Origin of the sequence: Bradyrhizobium sp. HKCCYLS1011 (genome assembly GCF_051167795.1) — a bacterium.
In the GTDB taxonomy this organism is placed as follows: Bacteria; Pseudomonadota; Alphaproteobacteria; order Rhizobiales; family Xanthobacteraceae; genus Bradyrhizobium.
In genome coordinates this window covers 1-17307 of record NZ_JBNPTT010000016.1, presented here as the reverse complement: position 1 = coordinate 17307, position 17307 = coordinate 1, and the positions used below count along the sequence as shown (strand labels likewise).

21 protein-coding genes are annotated in these 17307 nt (G+C 62.9%); 4 read left to right on the top strand and 17 right to left on the bottom strand.

The genetic code is table 11. The features are described from left to right. Positions 1–25 precede the first annotated feature (25 nt). From nifB to ACQR1W_RS37325, 6 genes are all read right to left on the bottom strand, one after another. Entirely contained in the window at positions 26–1588 is a 1563-nt protein-coding gene (gene nifB / locus ACQR1W_RS37350; RefSeq protein ID WP_434855452.1) for a nitrogenase cofactor biosynthesis protein NifB, read from the bottom strand. 258 nt (positions 1589–1846) lie between these two features. Further along, entirely contained in the window at positions 1847–2713 is an 867-nt protein-coding gene (locus ACQR1W_RS37345) for an SIR2 family NAD-dependent protein deacylase (RefSeq protein WP_434855451.1), read from the bottom strand. Next, the gene (gene nifT / locus ACQR1W_RS37340) at positions 2713–2934 is read right to left on the bottom strand and encodes a putative nitrogen fixation protein NifT (RefSeq protein WP_434855450.1); all 222 of its coding nucleotides are present in this window, start codon (positions 2932–2934) and stop codon (positions 2713–2715) included. The genes ACQR1W_RS37345 and nifT overlap by 1 nt, the downstream gene beginning before the upstream one ends. Further along, positions 2931–4145, bottom strand: coding sequence for a cysteine desulfurase NifS (gene nifS / locus ACQR1W_RS37335; protein ID WP_434855449.1), 1215 nt, complete (start codon positions 4143–4145; stop codon positions 2931–2933). The genes nifT and nifS overlap by 4 nt, the downstream gene beginning before the upstream one ends. Positions 4146–4154: 9 nt before the next feature. After that, positions 4155–4445, bottom strand: a complete 291-nt coding sequence (locus tag ACQR1W_RS37330; RefSeq protein WP_008973627.1) for a NifU family protein — start codon at positions 4443–4445, stop codon at positions 4155–4157. A gap of 44 nt (positions 4446–4489) precedes the next feature. After that, the gene (locus ACQR1W_RS37325) at positions 4490–4810 is read right to left on the bottom strand and encodes a HesB/IscA family protein (RefSeq protein ID WP_008973628.1); all 321 of its coding nucleotides are present in this window, start codon (positions 4808–4810) and stop codon (positions 4490–4492) included. Between the two features lie 333 nt (positions 4811–5143). Here ACQR1W_RS37325 and ACQR1W_RS37320 point away from each other — a divergent pair, with 333 nt between their 5' ends. After that, positions 5144–5752: a hypothetical protein gene (locus ACQR1W_RS37320; protein ID WP_434855448.1), complete on the top strand. Its 609-nt coding sequence runs from the start codon at positions 5144–5146 to the stop codon at positions 5750–5752. Positions 5753–5766: 14 nt separating this feature from the next. Here the strand turns inward: ACQR1W_RS37320 and ACQR1W_RS37315 are convergent, their stop codons facing one another. Further along, on the bottom strand, positions 5767–6180 hold the full coding sequence (locus tag ACQR1W_RS37315) for a Rieske (2Fe-2S) protein (RefSeq protein WP_434855447.1): 414 nt from the start codon (positions 6178–6180) through the stop codon (positions 5767–5769). 194 nt (positions 6181–6374) lie between these two features. Here ACQR1W_RS37315 and ACQR1W_RS37310 point away from each other — a divergent pair, with 194 nt between their 5' ends. The 3 genes from ACQR1W_RS37310 (at position 6375) to ACQR1W_RS37300 (ending at position 8095) form a co-directional block, all read left to right on the top strand. Beyond that, positions 6375–6833, top strand: a complete 459-nt coding sequence (locus tag ACQR1W_RS37310; protein ID WP_434855446.1) for a hypothetical protein — start codon at positions 6375–6377, stop codon at positions 6831–6833. Between the two features lie 61 nt (positions 6834–6894). Next, the gene (locus ACQR1W_RS37305) at positions 6895–7749 is read left to right on the top strand and encodes a sulfurtransferase (RefSeq protein WP_434855445.1); all 855 of its coding nucleotides are present in this window, start codon (positions 6895–6897) and stop codon (positions 7747–7749) included. 28 nt (positions 7750–7777) lie between these two features. Continuing rightward, positions 7778–8095, top strand: a complete 318-nt coding sequence (locus ACQR1W_RS37300) for a hypothetical protein (protein WP_434855444.1) — start codon at positions 7778–7780, stop codon at positions 8093–8095. A gap of 214 nt (positions 8096–8309) precedes the next feature. Here the strand turns inward: ACQR1W_RS37300 and hspQ are convergent, their stop codons facing one another. The 10 genes from hspQ to nifH form a co-directional block, all read right to left on the bottom strand. Next, the gene (gene hspQ, locus ACQR1W_RS37295) at positions 8310–8636 is read right to left on the bottom strand and encodes a heat shock protein HspQ (protein ID WP_434855443.1); all 327 of its coding nucleotides are present in this window, start codon (positions 8634–8636) and stop codon (positions 8310–8312) included. Between the two features lie 17 nt (positions 8637–8653). Then, positions 8654–8941 carry a ferredoxin III, nif-specific gene (gene fdxB / locus ACQR1W_RS37290; RefSeq protein WP_434855442.1) on the bottom strand — a complete coding sequence of 96 codons (288 nt, stop codon included), beginning with the start codon at positions 8939–8941 and terminating at the stop codon, positions 8654–8656. 20 nt (positions 8942–8961) lie between these two features. Beyond that, positions 8962–9162, bottom strand: a complete 201-nt coding sequence (locus tag ACQR1W_RS37285; protein ID WP_434855441.1) for a CCE_0567 family metalloprotein — start codon at positions 9160–9162, stop codon at positions 8962–8964. An 18-nt stretch (positions 9163–9180) separates the two neighbouring features. Then, positions 9181–9651 (bottom strand): NifX-associated nitrogen fixation protein, encoded by a 471-nt coding sequence (locus tag ACQR1W_RS37280; protein ID WP_434855440.1) that lies wholly within the window; start codon positions 9649–9651, stop codon positions 9181–9183. Positions 9652–9660: 9 nt separating this feature from the next. Then, entirely contained in the window at positions 9661–10056 is a 396-nt protein-coding gene (nifX, locus tag ACQR1W_RS37275; protein ID WP_008973637.1) for a nitrogen fixation protein NifX, read from the bottom strand. Between the two features lie 30 nt (positions 10057–10086). Beyond that, on the bottom strand, positions 10087–11496 hold the full coding sequence (gene nifN / locus ACQR1W_RS37270; RefSeq protein WP_434855439.1) for a nitrogenase iron-molybdenum cofactor biosynthesis protein NifN: 1410 nt from the start codon (positions 11494–11496) through the stop codon (positions 10087–10089). Between the two features lie 10 nt (positions 11497–11506). Then, on the bottom strand, positions 11507–13180 hold the full coding sequence (gene nifE / locus ACQR1W_RS37265) for a nitrogenase iron-molybdenum cofactor biosynthesis protein NifE (RefSeq protein WP_434855438.1): 1674 nt from the start codon (positions 13178–13180) through the stop codon (positions 11507–11509). Positions 13181–13312: 132 nt separating this feature from the next. After that, on the bottom strand, positions 13313–14872 hold the full coding sequence (nifK, locus tag ACQR1W_RS37260; RefSeq protein WP_008973640.1) for a nitrogenase molybdenum-iron protein subunit beta: 1560 nt from the start codon (positions 14870–14872) through the stop codon (positions 13313–13315). Between the two features lie 83 nt (positions 14873–14955). Next, positions 14956–16458 (bottom strand): nitrogenase molybdenum-iron protein alpha chain, encoded by a 1503-nt coding sequence (gene nifD / locus ACQR1W_RS37255; protein ID WP_008973641.1) that lies wholly within the window; start codon positions 16456–16458, stop codon positions 14956–14958. A 75-nt stretch (positions 16459–16533) separates the two neighbouring features. Beyond that, the coding region (gene nifH / locus ACQR1W_RS37250) for a nitrogenase reductase (RefSeq protein ID WP_434855437.1) at positions 16534–17307 on the bottom strand (774 nt) is incomplete at its 5' end.

Below are 17307 nucleotides of genomic sequence, written 5' to 3'. Positions count from 1 at the left end.
GCCTCGACACCGCCGAGATCAGATTTCACGCCGCCGAGATCAGGGCGCCCTGGCGGATCTCAGCGTCGCCGCGCACGACGTGCGCCATCTCGCCGCTGTTGACCTTCTCGAGATAGTCCTTGAACCATGCGATCGCGGACTTCTCGATGAACTCATGCGCGTACTGGTCGACAGGCTCGATCCCGGCCGCAAGCAGATCGCTCTTCGGGCAGCCGCCGATCTTGGCGACGAACACCGCGTGGCAGTCGTTGATGGCGCGGATCACCGTCTCCAGGCTGTCCTCGTCGCCATAGCCGCCTTGGCAGTAGAGATCCACGCGGCGGTGACCGACGAACTTCGCACCAGCCGTGGAGAGCTCGTAGACCTGGAACTCCTTGGCGTGACCGAAATGCTCGTTGATGAGGCCCGAGCCCTTGGTCGCGACCGCCACCAGCAGCTTGATGTCGCTGGACTGGCCGGCGAGCGACGCCAGCTCTTCCTGCTTGGCGACGACCTTGGCGACGCGCTCCTCCTCGACCGCGGCCTGATAGGCCTTGCGTGAGTCGATGTCGTAGTTCACCTCCATGGCCATGATCTTGTCGGTGGTGAACTCGGCCGAGCGGTCCTCGCCGAGCAGGCCGACGGCGTCCGCACGGCACTGGCGGCAGTGCCGCATCATATTCATCTCGCCTTCGCACTCGTCCTGCAGCGCCTTCAGCTCCTGCGCGGTTGGGCCGCGTTGGCCGGTGAGACCGAACACCGTGCCGTGCTCGGGCGAGGAGATCAGCGGCATGATGTTGTGCAGGAAGGCGCCACGCGACTTCACCGCCTTGTTGACCTCGACCAAATGCTTGTCGTTGACGCCGGGAATCATCACCGAGTTGACCTTGCAGAGGATGCCGCGCTCGGTCAGCATCTCCAGGCCCTGCAGCTGACGATCGGTCAGGAGCTTGGCGGCCTCCACGCCTGTGTAGCGCTTGTGCTTCCAGAACACCCAGGGATAGATCTTGGCGCCGATCTCGGGATCGACCATGTTGATGGTGATGGTGACGTGATCGACATTGAAGCCGGCGATGGTATCGACATGGTCGGGCAGCGCGAGACCATTGGTCGACAGGCACAGCTTGATGTCGGGCGCGGTCTTCGCTATCAGCTCAAAGGTCTTGAAGGTCTTCTCAGGATTGGCGAGCGGATCGCCCGGGCCGGCGATGCCTAGCACTGTCATTTGCGGGATGGTGGAAGCGACCGCAAGCACCTTCTTGGCCGCCTGCTCCGGCGACAGCTTCTCGCTGACCACGCCCGGACGCGACTCGTTGGCGCAGTCATATTTGCGATTGCAGTAGTTGCACTGGATGTTGCAGGCCGGCGCCACTGCCACATGCATGCGGGCGTAGTGATGATGCGCTTCCTCGCTGTAGCAGGGATGGTTCTTGACCTTCTCCCAGATGTCCGGCGGCAGGTCGTTCTGCCCCGCCCCCGATCCGCAGCTCGCCTTGCCGCTGCCACCCGAGGTGCCACAACCCTTGTGTTCTGCAATGGTCTGCATCACTGCGCTGAGCTTCTCGCCGTCGGGTATCGTCGCCTGTTCGTGCTGAACTGATGCGTCCATGTCCGCTCCTTACGTTGCCGGCGAGCCGCAAACCGCCTTGCCAGATGTTCAGCAACTCGCGTGCCATTGCGCAGCCATGCTCATTTTGTCGTGCGATCAATATGTTAGTAGGACGACGGCAACTGTCGGCTTGCCAACATGCGAGCGGGACGCGATCGCGGCCATGTTAGAAACGTTACAGACTGGCCGATCAGGCCTGGACAAACAAAAACAGCGCGGTCCGCGACCGCGCCGGGGAGATGCTCTGTCACGCTGCGCTTAGCCGCCGAGAATGATCTCGGTCGCGCGTGCAAGCGGGATCGCGATCGGCGTCAGCCGCTCGGCGATGAAGAATTTCAGCTCGTTCCTGGACAGCGTGTCGGGCTCGACCAGAACATAATGCTCGGAGCCGGAGCGCTTGATTACTTGGCGCCCATAGGTACGCAGCAGCTGGTCGTTGAAGCGACAGCCGATGAAGAGGAAGCTGCGATGGGTACGGCGATCCTTCACGGTGTCCGGAATCGGGGTCTGGATGTCGATGTCGGTCAGGACCTCGACGTAGTCGGCGTCGGTGATCAGGAAGTTCTTCGCCGGCGCAATGCCGCCATGCGGCTTGTAGAGCAGCGTGGTCCAGTTTGCGGCTCTTTCGCGATCGGCCTCCGCGCCATCGCCATCATAGAAGCGGTACCAGCGGTCCTCACCGATGCCGGCGCGGGTGATGCCCTGCACCTCACCCCATCCGGTGCGGCCGGCCAGCGCGGCGCGCATCACGCCATCATACCAGCTGTCGACGATCATCGGCAGCGGCAGCGAGGCGAGGTGCTGATGCAGCGGCGTCGGCGCGACCGGGGTCGCAAACGCTTCCGCCATCAGCGCCGTGACGGTGGAACGATGACGCGTGCTCTCGATGTGCTGCGCGGAGGCCCAGGCATTGCCCTTGGCTCGCCGCGGCAATGCAACCTTGGTGCCGAAGAACGCCGCCAGGGCCTCCGGATTCATCGGCACCGGCGCGCCCGATTGCTCCGACACCGCCGGTCCGAGATAGGGCACGACCTCCCCGACCTTCAGTCGCTGCACGACGTCCTTGAGCAGCGCTTCGGCGTCGGCCTGCCTGATGATGTCGATATGAGGGAGCGGCGCGTTCATCACTCATCCCCTTCGTCGCCGCGCTTGCGCGCATTGATCGTGATCGGCAGCCGCGTGTCCTTGGCCATGTCAGGCAGATCGAGCACCCAGCCATTGGCGATACGGATCCAACCGCCCCACAGCGTTTCGTGCTCAGTCTCGACGATCGGCTCCTCCAGATCCTTTTTCGGCACGTAGATCGAGAGGCCGGTTTCCGGCGAGCGGCGGATCATGACTTTCATTGGGTAAGCTCCGTGGGTCGTAGTGTTTCCGCCGATTGCGAGGATCGATGCTGCAGCCAGGAGGGCGACGTCTCGCGCAGCCTGCCGACGATCTCGGGCAGCACCTGCAGCACGCGCTCGACGTCGTCGATCGTATTGTCGCGCGACAATGAAAAACGGACAGCGCCGCGCAACAGGTCGGGAGGCACGTTCATCGCGCGCAGCACATGCGAGGGCTCTATCGAGCCGGACGCGCAGGCCGAGCCGAGCGAGGCGGCGATGCCAGCCTGGTTCAGGCGCATCACGATCGGCTCGCCCTCGAGATGCTGGAAGGCAATGTTGGACGTATTCGGCAGCCGGTGATCGAGATCGCCGAGCACGGCGCAATGGCCGATCGTCTCGATGATGCCCTGCTCCAGATGGTCGCGCAGCGCGCGGACGCGGGTCTGCTCGTCGGCAAGATGGACTGCGGCAAGCTCGGCCGCCTTACCGAGCCCGACGATCCCCGTGACATTCTCGGTGCCGCCACGACGGCGCCGCTCCTGCGGGCCGCCCCGCACCAGCGGCGCGAACGGCGTGCCCTTCCGTACATACAGCGCGCCGATGCCCTTAGGCCCGTGCAGCTTGTGGCCGGACAACGACAGCATATCCACGCTGATCGCCTTGAGATCGATTGGCAGCTTGCCGACCGCCTGCACCGCGTCGGTGTGAAACAGCGCACCACACTCATGCGCGAGCTGGGCGAGTTCGGCGATCGGAAACAGGGTGCCGGTCTCGTTGTTGGCCCACATCACGGAGGCGATCGCGGTGCGAGGGCCGATCGCACGCTTGTAGGCGTCCAGGTCGAGGCAGCCGGCAGCATCGACTCCGATCAGATGCACCTTTATGCCGCGCCGGTCGCGCAGATATTCGACGAGCGACAGGATGGCCGGATGCTCGACCGCCGCGGTGACGATTTCGTCGCGCTCGCTCTGGGTCTCCAGCGCCGACAGGATCGCCGCATTGTCTGATTCCGTCCCACCCGAGGTGAAGACGATCTCGTGGTCGAACGCCGCACCCAGCAGCGCCTGCAGGCTCTTGCGCGCAGCCCGCAGCGCGCCTGCCACCTCGCTGCCGAAGGCATGCGAGGACGAGGCATTGCCGAACTGGTCCGAGAAGAACGGCAACATCGCCGCGACGACCGCAGGATCGGCGCGCGTCGTGGCGTTGTTGTCGAGATAGACCGGGCGCACGACCGCTCCTTAATGCCGCGCCTTCGCTGGGCCGGCCACCGGAACGAGACGGACGAATTCGCCGAGCTTCTCGATCATCCGCGCCTGGATGCCTTCCAAGGTCGCGCTGGCGAGCTTGCAGAAGATGCAGGCACCGGCAAGCTTCACCATGACCTTGTTGCCGTCGATCTCGACCAGCTCGCAGTCACCGCCGTCCCGCTTCAGGTTGGGGCGGACCTCCTCGATGACGGCGCGGATGATGCGTTCGCGCTCGCTCATCGGCGCCGGCGCTTCGGTAATGCCCTGGGATTCGACCAGCATGATTTCACTTCTCTCGATGATGCTTGATGATCAGGCGAAGGACTTTAAGCGAATGACTTGCCGCAGCCGCAGCTCGACTTCGCGTTGGGATTGTCGAAGGTGAAGCCGGAGCCTTCCAGCGCCACCACGAAATCGATCGTGGTGCCCTCGAGATATTCGAGGCTCTTGTGATCGACGAGAACGCGCACGCCTTCGCGCTCGATCACGGTATCCTCGGGCTCGGTGCCGCTGACGAGGCCCATATTGTATTTCAGCCCGGCGCAGCCGCCGGCTTCCACCATGATCCGCAAGCCGTCGACCGGCTTGTCCGAAGTGGAGATCGCGTTACGCACCGCGCTGATTGCGCTGTCGGTCAGATTGATCATCATCATTGCTGAGCCCTCGTTGCTTTCGGCCGTTGGTGAAGGGTTTGGCAAGTCTCGTGCCATGCAGCAATTATTTGATCTGCCTCAATTTCTAAGGCTCAGCGGCTGTGGCGTTTCCGACGCGTGTCGGGTTTCCGACAGGGCGGGTTCATGCCGGCCGGCCCTGCCAGGATCTGGCTGTTCGGCACAAAACCGACAAAGCCACGCCGGAAACAGCGAAAGCTCAAGGAAATCAGCACGCAATGAACAACGGCAGACAATTTGCATCGTCTTGGCTCGACCGCGCCGTACGGCGAGACGGCTCATGACATCAGGACATGCGAGGGATTGTTGATGACAACGATGGAAAAGACGGTCGCGATCGAGGCCACGGCACTGGCGCGCCTCGACGCTGAAGGGCGACTCCTCAACGCGGTGCTGAAGGGGCCGACCACGAAGCCCGGCCGGTTCGGCTTCCGCGGCGATATTGCGCTGAAATTCCAGGCCCAGGTCGCCGACGAGAAGCGGCCACCGGACTTTTCCGTCGAACAAGTCCTGACCGTGGTGCAGGACGGCGAGAGCACCATTCCCGTGCTCGCCGGCTATATTCATTCACTTGCCTATCTCGAGACTGCCGCTGAGGTTTTAAGCGGCCTGCTGCGTCCCGACGGTAGCTACTTCATGTTCTGCAACAACATCGATCTGTTGGCGAAATACCGCATCAAGATCGGCGACATCACCTTCTATGTGCTGCCCTGCGACGAATCCACGGTGTGGAAGGAGATGCTCGATCTGCTGTCGATCGACAAGAACGACATCAAGAAACTCGATACCGCCGGCAAGCTTGATTATGTGCTGGATGCCGCGAAAAGCTTCAGCGAGCCCTACGATCTCGTCGCCTACGCCGACGCGCTAGCCAAGATGGAGCCGGTCAAGAACCGCAACGAGAACCGCCCGGTGTAAGCCGGGCGCTCGCTCTAGTTTTCCTCGCGCTCCTCGTCGGGGAGGACCTCATCGTCCTCGACGAGGGTCACGCCGGTGACGCAGATATCATCGTCGAGCAAGGTCAGCGCCACCGGCGTCAGGCTGTCGCCCTTGCAGGGCCCGTCGACGCAGACGCCGGTGCCAATCTCGAACAACGATCCATGCTTGCCGCACATGATACGCAGGCCGTTCGGATCGAGGAACTGATTGCGTTCCCAATCGAGATTGACCTTGTCGTGCGGGCATTGGTTGACATAGCCGAACACCTGCTTGCCCCAGCGCACGACGATGATCGGCCACGGCCGCTTGGTGCCGTACTCATCGACGATCATCAGATTGAAGCCCATGGCGCGCCGGCTGGGAATGTCGTTGATGCTGCAGATCGCGTAGGCGATGTTTGTCGTCATGTCGGCCCTCGTCTTTCGGAGTACTCCCGACATCGGCCGACGCTGACCTCGCGCCGTCCAATCGGGCCACCTACCATCGACATTGCAAGATTCGCGCAACTCGAGGCCCCGGGCCGTCCGCCTTCGCGCCCGCGGCAAACTGGCACAAAACTTGAAAAATTTCGATCTCAACACCGTTGTGTAAGGAGATCGACATGAACGTCGCGCTGGATTTCGTCGAAAGCTCGCTGGATGACATCAAGGCCGGCTTGGATGGTGGGACGTTGACCGTCTATTCGGTCGCGCGTCCGATCACAGCCGAGAAGGCGGTCGATCGCAGCGGCGTGCTCGCTATCTTCACTTTCGGCTCACCCGCGTTCGGCCCGGCCAAAGACGGACTGGAGCAGCCCAATTTCGTCGCCGCCTCCGTCCCCGCCTCGACCGTGGGCACACCCGGCTTCGCTCGCGCACGCAAGGCGGATGGCAGCACCGTGGCGGACTTCTCGGCCGGCCCGGGCGATCGCGAGATCAAGTTCACGGAGGTGTCGTGCTCGCCGGGCGCACCGGTGACCGTGGCAAGCTTCAAGATCATCGCCGAGGGCGGCTGGCCGGAGCGGCCGGAATACTACGACACGCATCCGCGTCCCGGCTTCCCGATGCCGAAATCGCTCTGAACAGAGCTCGGCAAGCCACGCTGTCCGCCCTCATTGTCATGTTCCGGATACGAGCCACCCCATGAGCACCGAAGCCTGTGACGCCCTGGTCAGCACGGAATGGCTGGCAGCGCATCTGACGGATCCCAGCGTCAAGATTCTCGACTGCACCTGGCATCATCCGAGCACCAATCTCGACGGCCGCACGCAATATCGCGGCCGGCATCTGCCGGGCTCGGTGCATTTCGACATCGACCAGGTCGCCGACAAATCGACCGCACTGCCGCATATGCTGCCTTCTTCCGAGGACTTCGCCCACAAGGTCGGGCTGCTCGGCATCGGCAATGCGCACCGTGTGGTCGTCTACGATCGGCTCTATGGCGGAGCCGCGGCGGCGCGGGTGTGGTGGATGTTCCGCGTGTTCGGCCACGACAATATCGCGATGCTCGACGGTGGCTTCGGCAAATGGACCAAGGAGAAGCTGCCGGCGGAAATGACACCGGTGCGCCCCGCGCCTGATAGCTTCAAGGCAAGCTTCAACGGCCATCTGGTCGAGACGCTCGACGATATCAGAGCGAAGCTGCAGAGCGGCGCCGCGCAGCTGATCGATGCGCGCGGCCCCGGCAAGTTTGACGGCAGCCAGGCCGATGTCTTCGCCTTCCGCCGGCAGGGGCACATTCCGGGCGCGATCAATCTGCCCTGGGCCGACCTGGTCGACGCGGACACAGGTGTGCTGCTCGGGCGTGATGCGCTTGCGGCGCGTTTCGCGGCAGCTGGGATCGACTTGAAGAAGCCCATCGTAACGAGCTGCGCTTCCGGCATCACCTCGTGCATGGTGGCGCTGGCGCTTTACCGGATCGGCGTTCCGACCGCGGCCGTCTATGACGGCTCATGGGCGGAATGGAGCTTGACGGACGACACGCCGGCGGCGGCGTAACGAGCACACCACGACGGGAGCAGCACACATGGCAAGGACCCTGGTCAAGACCACCGAAGACGGCCGCAAGCTCGAAGTCGTTGGACTGGCGATCTGTCTCGATGGCGAACTCGAGGCGTTCGAGCTGGTCGAGGTGAAGATGCACCCCAATCGCCGCAAGATCTGGCAGGCGGCGCCGGATGCGACCCATATGGCCGGGCGCGTCACCTTGACCAGGGAGCAGGCCGAGATCGTAAACGAGGCCTTTGCTGCCGCGCAGACCGAGATCCTGGCCAATCCGACCGCTATCAACGAACGTTTCCGGATCGCGGCGATGTGGAAAGCGCGCGAACAGGGGATTGAGTAGGCTGCATCAGCTATCCTGCCTCATGGTTCGCCCGGCGATGCGTCAGCATCGTCCGGACGGCGCAAGCGGCGCTCCTCACCATGAGGTGCGAGATCTCGCCCGGATTTAAAGCCTCGTCCTGAGGAGCCCGCCGGAGGCGGGCGTCTCGAAGGACGGCAGCTGACGAACCGTCCCCACAGCCGCCGCTCTGCCCGCGCTGCGAGCTCCAAACGTTTTACTGAAATATCCGGCCGCGGTACCGATAGCTTCCCTGATCGTCCCGATCGAACAGCTCCCCGATGTCAGGATGCCGCACGGGATCGCCGGAGACGTCCTCCACTAGGTTCTGCTCTGGAACGTAGGCGATATAGCTGTTCTCGCCGCATTCAGCGAGCAGGTAGTAGAACGGCTGGTCTTTCGCGAGGCGCGCGTCCATGGTGATCGCACGCCATCCCTCGTCGCTCGAGAATGAGGGGTCGACATCGAACACCACGCCGCGCAGATCATAGACGCGGTGCCGCGCCACCTGCCCGATCGTGAATTTGGCCTCCATGGTGTTCATGGCAGCACTCGCTGATATCAAGGCGCCGGTGTATGGGTCTGGCAATTGGTCGGACAGACGCGGGCGCAGGCACCACAGCCGATGCAGGCGCCAGTGTCGTTCATGACCATGATCTTCTTCTCGACCTCGTCATCCTCATCGTCGTCGAGCTCGACGAACTCGCCCTCGTCGTTGATGCCCTTCAAGGTCATGACCTCGCGGCCGCAGACCTTGTAGCAGCGGCCGCAACCGATGCATTTGTGGGCATCGATCGCGACCAGATAGTCCGGCTGCCAGTCGCGGCCGTCGCGGGTTGCATTCGACATGACAGTCGGTCCTTCCTCGGCTACGCGGCCTCGAGCTTCTTCAGCTCGGCGCGCTTCTTCTCCAGTTCGGCGAACGCCTCATGGGTCTTCTGCGCAGTCGAGAGGATCTGCTGCCAGTTCACGGGCAGCTCTTCCGACAGGTCATGCAGGTCCATCTTGGCCTGCATCGCACGTGCGGAAAGCTTCTTGATCTCGGCTTTCAGCGCTTCCAGGTCGCTCATCTCGTCTCCTCGCCGTTCTCAGTAGTTTGCGACGTCCTTGAACTTCTCGATCATCTCGACACCGGACTTGACGAACTTGTCGCCTTCGTCGGCGAGCTTGCCGAGATTGTCGAAACCGAAGCGATGCACGTCGCGCAGCTGCTTGTTGACCACGATCAGCCGGCCGCCGATCAAGACCATCCGGCCAAAGCCCTCGTGATGCATCTTGAGCATCGGCGAGATCATCACGCCGGTCGCCCTCTCGATCGAGAGCGCGACGGCGTTGTAGAACAGCTCCAGCCGCCAGATCGTCTCGGGATCGGGATCGCCGACGATCGGCAGCGCCCGGCGCTTCTCCTTGTCGAGGAGGTAGGGTTCGAGCAGATCCATGTCGCTCTTGCCTTCCCAGGCGCCGTGGGTGTCCTGAGCCCGCCAGATCTTGATGAGCTCCTTGACAAAAGGCCGTTCCTGGTCGGGCACGGCTTCGATTGCGACCGCAATATCAGACATGATTGATCCTCATTCCTCGAAATCGAGCGCGCGCTCCTGGCCCTTGGCCAGCGCCTTGCGCAGCCAGGGCGGCGGGGTTCCTTTCAGCACGTCCTGCAGCTTGTCGAGCAGACCCGTGATCTCCTCGGGCTGGTTGACCTTCATCGGGTGGATGTTGTTGGCCACGACGCGCGCGGCACCGGAGCCGCCGATCGCGGCGACATAAAGGATGGCACAGTCCTTGATCGCGTCGATCTTGGGCGCGAGCTTGTCCTCGTTGCCGTCTTCCTTCAGGTCGCCGTCGAACTCGACCGCCTCGACGAAGCGATGACCTTCGGGGTTCACATCGTAGATCGCGATGTTCTTGGCCCAGCCGAAATGCGCATCGACCCTCTTCAAGTCCTGCGTTGCGAATGCCACCTTCATGCAAGCGTCCTTTCTCTCGAACTTAGGCGATCAGTGCAGCGGCGCCACGACGGCGGACTCCAGCGGAGTGCCGGTCGTCTCGCGTAAGGAATCGTGCCAGGCGTCCCGCCACGTATCCGGGGTCGGCTGGCGATTGTCTTCGCGATCGGCGATCACGAGATTGGCCAAGGTGAAGATCAGGTCGCGGGTGCCGCGATAGCCGATCGACATCAGGTGCCCGGCGCCGAGCCGATCGAACATCGGAAAACCAATGCGGTAGAACGGAATGTTCAGGCGCGATGCCGCCTGGCGGCCGTGTGAGTGCGTCATCATCAGATCGCAGCCGCGCTCCTTGGCCAGGTTCTCGAGATCCTCGAGATCACCGATCAGCACCTCCTCGCACGGCATGCGCTCGAGCACCGGCGACTGCGTCGTCGTCACGGCGACGCTCAACTTGGCGCCCATCTCCTGCAGCATGCTGGAAACGTCGAATAGCAGGTCCGGCTCGGCGCCGACCGCAAGCTTGCGGCCCCCGATGTGGAAATGTGCGTCCAGCATCGCGTCCGCCAGCTGGCCGCGCTGGCGGCGATATTTCGCCGGCACCGGACGCCCTGAGATCTCGCTCAGGAACATCATGAACTCGTCGTTCGGCAACAGCCCGCACAGCCGCTCGAACAGGCGGTACGGCACACCGGTCTTGGCCTGCATGGCCTCGGCGGCGCGCTTCATCTGGGCGCCGATCGCGATGGTCCAGGCGGCCCGGCCCATGGTCGCAATCTCCTCGAGCCCGATGCCGCCGATCGTCGTCGGCACGAACTCATCGGGAATATGCCCGTCGAGCGATCCGCCGAGATCGGGCAGGAAGGACGGCTCGAGGCCAAAATCCTCGAATATGGTGCGAAGCTCCTCGATGTCGCCGGGCGTCAAGTGACAGCCTGGCAGCACGTTGACGCGCGCCGGGTCGCGCCGGGTGGATTTCGGGGTCTCGACCAGCACCTCGACCATCTTGGCCACCGTCTTGTCCCAGCCGTCCTGGAACGCATCCTTGAAGTCAGGCGTCGAGACATAGACCAGCGGATAGTCGGCCAACTGCGGATGTTTCTCGCGGATCAGCTTGATATAGCCGTCGACGTCATCGCCCTTGGTCTCGGTGACACCGGTCGAGCAGATGCCGATGATCTCCGGCTTCTGCCGCTTATGGATATTGAGGATCGCCTGCTCGACGTTCTCATAGCCGCCGAGCACGGTCGCAACCTCGCTCATCGCGGTCGTCTGCATCGGCACCGCTTCCTTGAAATGGCGCACGAACAGGGTCAGTCCGAACGAGGTGCAGCCTTGCGAGCCGTGCAACAGCGGCATTGCCCCGCGCAAGCCGAGAAAGGCGAAGGCACCGCCGATCGGCTGGCTCATCTTGAGCGGATTGACCGCGCAGGCTTTCTTTCCGGTAATGACCTTGGCCATGGCGCCTGCCCTACTCGGCTGCCTGCAGCAGGTTCGCCGGCGCGTTTGACTGGGCCAGGACGTCCTCGACCCGGACCGCGCAGGCGCCGCAGCCGCCGGAGGCGTTGGTGTGCTGCCTGACACCGGCGACGTCGGTCAGGCCATGGGCCTTGATCGCATCCTCGATGGTGCCGAGATCGACCGACTTGCAGAAGCAGATTTTCTTGGCACGGCGCGCGGCCTCGGCAGCGACCGGATCAGCGGCGAGCGCGGCCGCTTCGGCCTCGGCCTGCGCGATCGCCCTGGCCTGCCAGTTGTTACCAGCGGTCTCCCACGGAGCCCGTTTGCGCAGCTGCTCCCACATCGGGTTATAAACCGCCTTGTCGATCTCCTCGACCAGCTTCACCATGCCGATATAGCCCATATAGGCGTGGGCGCGTTCCTGGTTGATGTCGAGCCAGGGCATCGCCGCCTTCAGCGCGACGAATTGCGACTTGCCGCCGGAGAGCATGATGTCGGCCTTGGCGTCCTTGAGCATCTTGTACATCTCGCGGGGCGCCATATCGTCGATCATATGCGCATCCTGGCCCATCAGCTCCTTGATGCGCTCCTTGTCCTCCTTGGTGGACTTCTTGACGGATGTGCCGACCAGCTCCATGCCGGCCTCCTGCAGCGCCGCGACCACCGACCACGACTTCACGCCGCCAGTGATCAACAGCACCTTCTTGCCGGTGAGCCGCTGCTTGAACGGCTCGATCGCAGCCCAGGCCTTGGCCTCCTCGCGCGCGATCACGGCCTCGGTGCGCTCCAGCAGATCGGCCGGCGCACCGCGCTCGACCAAGAGCCGCGCGATCTCGCGCAACGAGTCCGAGGAATCCTGGATGCCGTAGAACGAACCCTCGAAGAACGGGATGCCGTAGCGCTCCTCCATCTTGCGGGCGACGTTGATCATGGCCTTGGAGCAGACCATCATCGCCGCACGGGCGCGATGCGAGGACGCGACTTCGTTGTAGCGGCCATCGCCGGAGATGCAGGCCGAGATGCGGATGCCGAGCTCGTCGAACAGCGGCTTCACCTGCCAGAGCTCGCCGGAGAGGTTGTATTCGCCGATGATGTTGAGATCGTAGGGCGTGGTGAATTCCGGCTCGACCGTGCCGATCACATGCTCCAGCAGCGCTTCGCCGGCGAGCTTGTTGCCGAGGTTCTTCGGGCCGACGAAGCCCGGCGAATTGACGGGGATGCAGGGCTTGCCGAACTTGGCCGATGCCGCCTTGCAGACGGCGTTGATATCGTCACCGGTCATCGCGGGCACGCAGGTCTGATAGACGAAGACCGCCGGCGGATCGTACTTCTCGATGATTTCCTTGATCGCCTTGTAGAGGCGCTTCTCGCCGCCGAACACCACGTCGGTCTCGTTGATGTCGGTGGTGAAGCCGGTGCGCCAGATCGAGGGGCCAGACGACGCCGCGCCGCGATTATCCCAGGAATTGCCTTCGCAGGCGATCGGGCCATGCACCAGGTGCGCAACGTCAGTGAGCGGTTGTAGCGCGATCTTGGCGCCGTCGAAGGCGCAGCCACCCGCCGCACCGCCCGGCTGCAGCTGCTTGGTGCAGCCCTTCTTGCGTTCCGCTTCGGACTTGTTGGCGTTCTTGCCGCACCCCGGCTCGTTGAAGACGTCCTGAATGGTGGCCGAAAGCGAGCTCATTGGCTTCTCCTGTTGACGGACCGTTTGCGCCTTTCGAGCACGGCTCAGACAGCTGTTGTCTTCCCCAAGAGCCCTGCTCGTGTCAGAGCCGAAGCGCGGCGGCCACTAAGGACCACCGCGCTCCGTCGCGTCTTAACGGATGATGTCGAAGCTGTAGTCCGACTTGGCCGGCACGTTGGTGTTGCGGTCGATCTCGTCGAAGATCTTGTCGAGGATCGTGACCAGCACGTTCAGGCCGCCCTGATAACCCCACACCGGGTAGCGATGCTTGTGGTGGCGATCGAAGATCGGGAAGCCGATGCGGATCAGCGGCGTGCCAGTGTCGCGCTCCAGGTACTTGCCGTAGGTGTTACCGATCAGGAAGTCGACCGGCTCGGTGAACAGCAGCGAGCGCATGTGCCAGAGATCCTTGCCCGGATACACGTGGCAGTTCTTGCCGAACGGCGACGCGTCAAACACCTCCTGCACCTTTTCAGCCCACTGCTTGCTGCCATTGGTGGCAAGCACATGGGTCGGCTCGGCGCCGAGCTCGAGCAGGAACGAGGCGAGCCCGAGGCAGAGGTCCGGATCGCCATAGATGGCGAACTTCTTGCCATGGATATGCGCGCTGGAGTCGGCGATCGCATCCACCAGGCGGCCACGCTCGAGCGCCAGCTCCTCCGGGATCTCCTTGCCGGTGATGCGGGACAGCGCCATAATGAAGGCATCGGTGCCGGTCACGCCGACCGGATGATTGAATGCGACCACTTCCTGGCCATGATTGCCGATCACGGGCAGCGTCTTCTCGGTGCAATATTGCTGCATCGAGATGGTGGCCTTGGCGTGGATCGCGTTGGCGGCGTCTTCGAGCGTAGTGCCGCCGGCATACATGCGGAACTCGCCGTCGGTCGGGGTGTCGAACACATTCTCGTTGTCACCGAGGATCGTGTAGTCGATCCCCATCATCTTGAAGATGCGCTTGATCTCCCGGAGGTTGCCGACGGTGTAGCCGTCGAAGCCGCCGATGAAGTTGATCTTCTCGTTCGGCTGGCGCTCCAGCTTCGGCGCCGTGCCGGCTTTGCCATCCCAGAAGTGCTCGATGATGCCCTTGAGCGCATTGTCGTAGCCGGTGATATGGCTGCCGACGAAGGCGGGCGTGTGGGCGAACGGCACGTCGTACTCGGCCGGAACCGAGCCCTTCTCCTTCGAGGTCTTGATGAACGCGTTCAGGTCGTCGCCGATCACCTCCGCCATGCAGGTGGTGGAGACCGCGATCATCTTCGGCTTGTACATGTTGTAGGTGTTGGCGAGGCCGTCGATCATGTTGTTGAGGCCGCCGAACACGGCCGCGTCCTCGGTCATCGACGACGACACGCAGGAGCTCGGCTCCTTGAAGTGGCGCGACAGATGGCTGCGATAATAAGCGACGCAGCCCTGCGAGCCGTGGACGAACGGCATCGTGCCTTCGAAACCGACAGCGACGAACACGGCGCCGAGCGGCTGACAGGCCTTGGCCGGATTGACCGTCAGCGCCTCACGGGCGAAATTCTTCTCGCGATATTCGGGCGTCTTGGCCCATTCGCGCACGCGCTCCACCTCGGCGGGATCGCGCGGGTTTTCGAACATCTTCTTCTTGTTGGCCAGCATCTGCTGGTATTCGGGACCACGGAAAAGCTCGAAGTGATCGAGCACATGTTCGGCACTTTGTGTCATAGGACAACCCTCTCAATTTCCTGTGTCGATCGGGAGCACCGGCCCTCCGCCGAAGGAGGGCCGGGCCGTGGAGCTAGTTACGGTTACTCGGCGGCCTGCAGGAACGGCTTCGGCGCCTGCTTCCAGGGAGCCTTGGCCATCTTCCAGATCGGCGAGTTGATGGCCATGTCCATGTCACGCGCGAAGATCGCGAACCCGTCATAGCCGTGATAGGGACCGGAGTAGTCCCAGGAGTGCATCTGGCGGAACGGCACGCCCATCTTCTGGAACACGTACTTTTCCTTGATGCCCGAGCCGACCAGATCCGGCTGGATCTTCTCGACGAACTTCTCGAACTCGTAGCCGGTGACGTCGTCATAGATCAGCGTGCCGTCCTTGACGTAATGCTGGGCCGTGCGCTGATAGTCGTCATTGTGGCCGAACTCGTAGCCGGTGCCGACCACCTCCATGCCGAGGTCTTCATAGGCGCCGATCACGTGACGGGGGCGTAGGCCGCCGACGAACAGCATGACGGTCTTGCCTTCGAGGCGCGGCCGGTACTTGGCGATCACGGCATCCATGAGCGGCTGATACTTGGCGATGACGCGCTCAGCACCTTCCTTGATCTTGTCGTCGAAATAGCTGGCGATCTTGCGCAGCGATTCCGCGATCTTGCTCGGCCCGAAGAAGTTGTACTCGCACCACGGAATACCGTACTTCTCTTCCATGTGACGCGAGATGTAATTCATCGAGCGGTAGCAGTGCAGCACGTTGAGCTTCGCCTTCGGCGTCGCTTCGAGCTCGGCGAGCGAGCCGTCGCCGGACCATTGGGCGATCACACGCAGGCCCATTTCCTCGAGCAGGATGCGCGACGACCAGGCGTCGCCTCCGATGTTGTAGTCGCCGATGATCGCGACGTCATAGGGCGTGGATTCGAAGCGCGCCGGCGTGTCCGGGTTGATCTTGTCGAACACCCAGTCGCGGATCGCGTCGTTGGCGATGTGGTGGCCGAGCGACTGGGACACACCACGGAAGCCTTCGCAGCGGACCGGCACGATGGTCTTGCCATCATATTCCTTCGACTTGGTCTTGGAGACCGCCTCGATGTCGTCGCCGATCAGGCCGATCGGGCATTCCGACTGCACGGTGATGCCGTTGTTCAGCGGGAACAGCTCCTGGATCTCGTCCATGATCTTGGCGAGCTTCTTGTCGCCGCCGAAGACGATGTCCTTCTCCTGGAAATCGGAAGTGAACTGCATGGTCACGAAGGTGTCGATTCCGGTCGTGCCGATGTAGTAGTTGCGGCGAGCCGCCCAGGAGTACTGACCGCAGCCGACCGGGCCGTGGCTGATGTGGATCATGTCCTTGATCGGACCCCATACCACGCCCTTCGAGCCGGCATAGGCGCAGCCGCGGATGGTCATGACACCCGGGATCGACTTGATGTTCGACTTGACACCACAGTCGGACTTGCCGGATTCATGCACGTTGAGGTGCTTGGCACGACGCTTTGCGGTCTTTTCCGGATAGACCTGCAGAACCTCTGCAATCAGTTCCTTGTTGCGCGCCTTGATCTCGGCAACGCTTTGTTTCTCGGTGACGCTCATCTGGCTTTCCTCGATGATACGATTTGCGGACATCCATCCGGCCCTCTCGCGAAGGGCCGGATGGCCGGTTTGGATTTAAGCCGTCGCGGCGAGATCGGCGGCAGTCTTACCGATCTGGGACTCGTCGACGGCCTTCATGATGCCGTGCTCCATGAGCATGTCTTCGAGCTCGTCCATCGTGATCGGGGTCGGGATGATCCCCTTGCCCGCGTTGTTGTGGATCCTGGTCGCCAGTTCCCGGTAGTGGCCGGCCTGAACCGAATCCGGCGCATATTCCAGCACCGTCATGCGGCGCAGCTCGGCGTGCTGCACGATGTTGTCGCGCGGCACGAAGTAGATCAGCTTGGTGCCCAGCTTCTTGGCCAAGGCTTCCGCAAGCTCCAGCTCCTTGTCGGTCTGACGCTCGTTGCAGACCAGGCCGCCGAGACGCACGCCGCCCGAATTCGCATACTTCAGAATGCCCTTCGAGATGTTGTTGGCGGCATACATCGCCATCATCTCGCCGGACATCACGATGTAGATCTCCTGCGCCTTGTTCTCGCGGATCGGCATCGCGAAGCCGCCGCACACCACGTCGCCCAGCACGTCGTAGGACACGTAGTCGATGTCCTCATAGGCGCCGTTCTCTTCCAGGAAGTTGATCGAGGTGATCACGCCGCGGCCGGCGCAGCCCACGCCCGGCTCCGGACCGCCGGACTCCACGCAACGGATGTTCTGATACCCGACCTTCATGACCTCTTCGATCTCGAGGTCCTCGACGCTGCCCGCGGCTGCCGCCAGGCTCAGGATCGTGTCCTGCGCCTTGGCGTGCAGGATCAGGCGGGTCGAATCCGCCTTCGGGTCGCAGCC

Coding starts and splice junctions, on each gene's coding strand:
- nifB (WP_434855452.1), bottom strand. CDS start 1,588: ATGGACGCATCAGTTCAGCACGAACAGGCGACGATACCCGACGGCGAG.
- ACQR1W_RS37345 (WP_434855451.1), bottom strand. CDS start 2,713: ATGAACGCGCCGCTCCCTCATATCGACATCATCAGGCAGGCCGACGCC.
- nifT (WP_434855450.1), bottom strand. CDS start 2,934: ATGAAAGTCATGATCCGCCGCTCGCCGGAAACCGGCCTCTCGATCTAC.
- ACQR1W_RS37330 (WP_008973627.1), bottom strand. CDS start 4,445: ATGCTGGTCGAATCCCAGGGCATTACCGAAGCGCCGGCGCCGATGAGC.
- ACQR1W_RS37325 (WP_008973628.1), bottom strand. CDS start 4,810: ATGATCAATCTGACCGACAGCGCAATCAGCGCGGTGCGTAACGCGATC.
- ACQR1W_RS37320 (WP_434855448.1), top strand. CDS start 5,144: ATGACAACGATGGAAAAGACGGTCGCGATCGAGGCCACGGCACTGGCG.
- ACQR1W_RS37315 (WP_434855447.1), bottom strand. CDS start 6,180: ATGACGACAAACATCGCCTACGCGATCTGCAGCATCAACGACATTCCC.
- ACQR1W_RS37310 (WP_434855446.1), top strand. CDS start 6,375: ATGAACGTCGCGCTGGATTTCGTCGAAAGCTCGCTGGATGACATCAAG.
- ACQR1W_RS37305 (WP_434855445.1), top strand. CDS start 6,895: ATGAGCACCGAAGCCTGTGACGCCCTGGTCAGCACGGAATGGCTGGCA.
- ACQR1W_RS37300 (WP_434855444.1), top strand. CDS start 7,778: ATGGCAAGGACCCTGGTCAAGACCACCGAAGACGGCCGCAAGCTCGAA.
- hspQ (WP_434855443.1), bottom strand. CDS start 8,636: ATGAACACCATGGAGGCCAAATTCACGATCGGGCAGGTGGCGCGGCAC.
- fdxB (WP_434855442.1), bottom strand. CDS start 8,941: ATGTCGAATGCAACCCGCGACGGCCGCGACTGGCAGCCGGACTATCTG.
- ACQR1W_RS37285 (WP_434855441.1), bottom strand. CDS start 9,162: ATGAGCGACCTGGAAGCGCTGAAAGCCGAGATCAAGAAGCTTTCCGCA.
- ACQR1W_RS37280 (WP_434855440.1), bottom strand. CDS start 9,651: ATGTCTGATATTGCGGTCGCAATCGAAGCCGTGCCCGACCAGGAACGG.
- nifX (WP_008973637.1), bottom strand. CDS start 10,056: ATGAAGGTGGCATTCGCAACGCAGGACTTGAAGAGGGTCGATGCGCAT.
- nifN (WP_434855439.1), bottom strand. CDS start 11,496: ATGGCCAAGGTCATTACCGGAAAGAAAGCCTGCGCGGTCAATCCGCTC.
- nifE (WP_434855438.1), bottom strand. CDS start 13,180: ATGAGCTCGCTTTCGGCCACCATTCAGGACGTCTTCAACGAGCCGGGG.
- nifK (WP_008973640.1), bottom strand. CDS start 14,872: ATGACACAAAGTGCCGAACATGTGCTCGATCACTTCGAGCTTTTCCGT.
- nifD (WP_008973641.1), bottom strand. CDS start 16,458: ATGAGCGTCACCGAGAAACAAAGCGTTGCCGAGATCAAGGCGCGCAAC.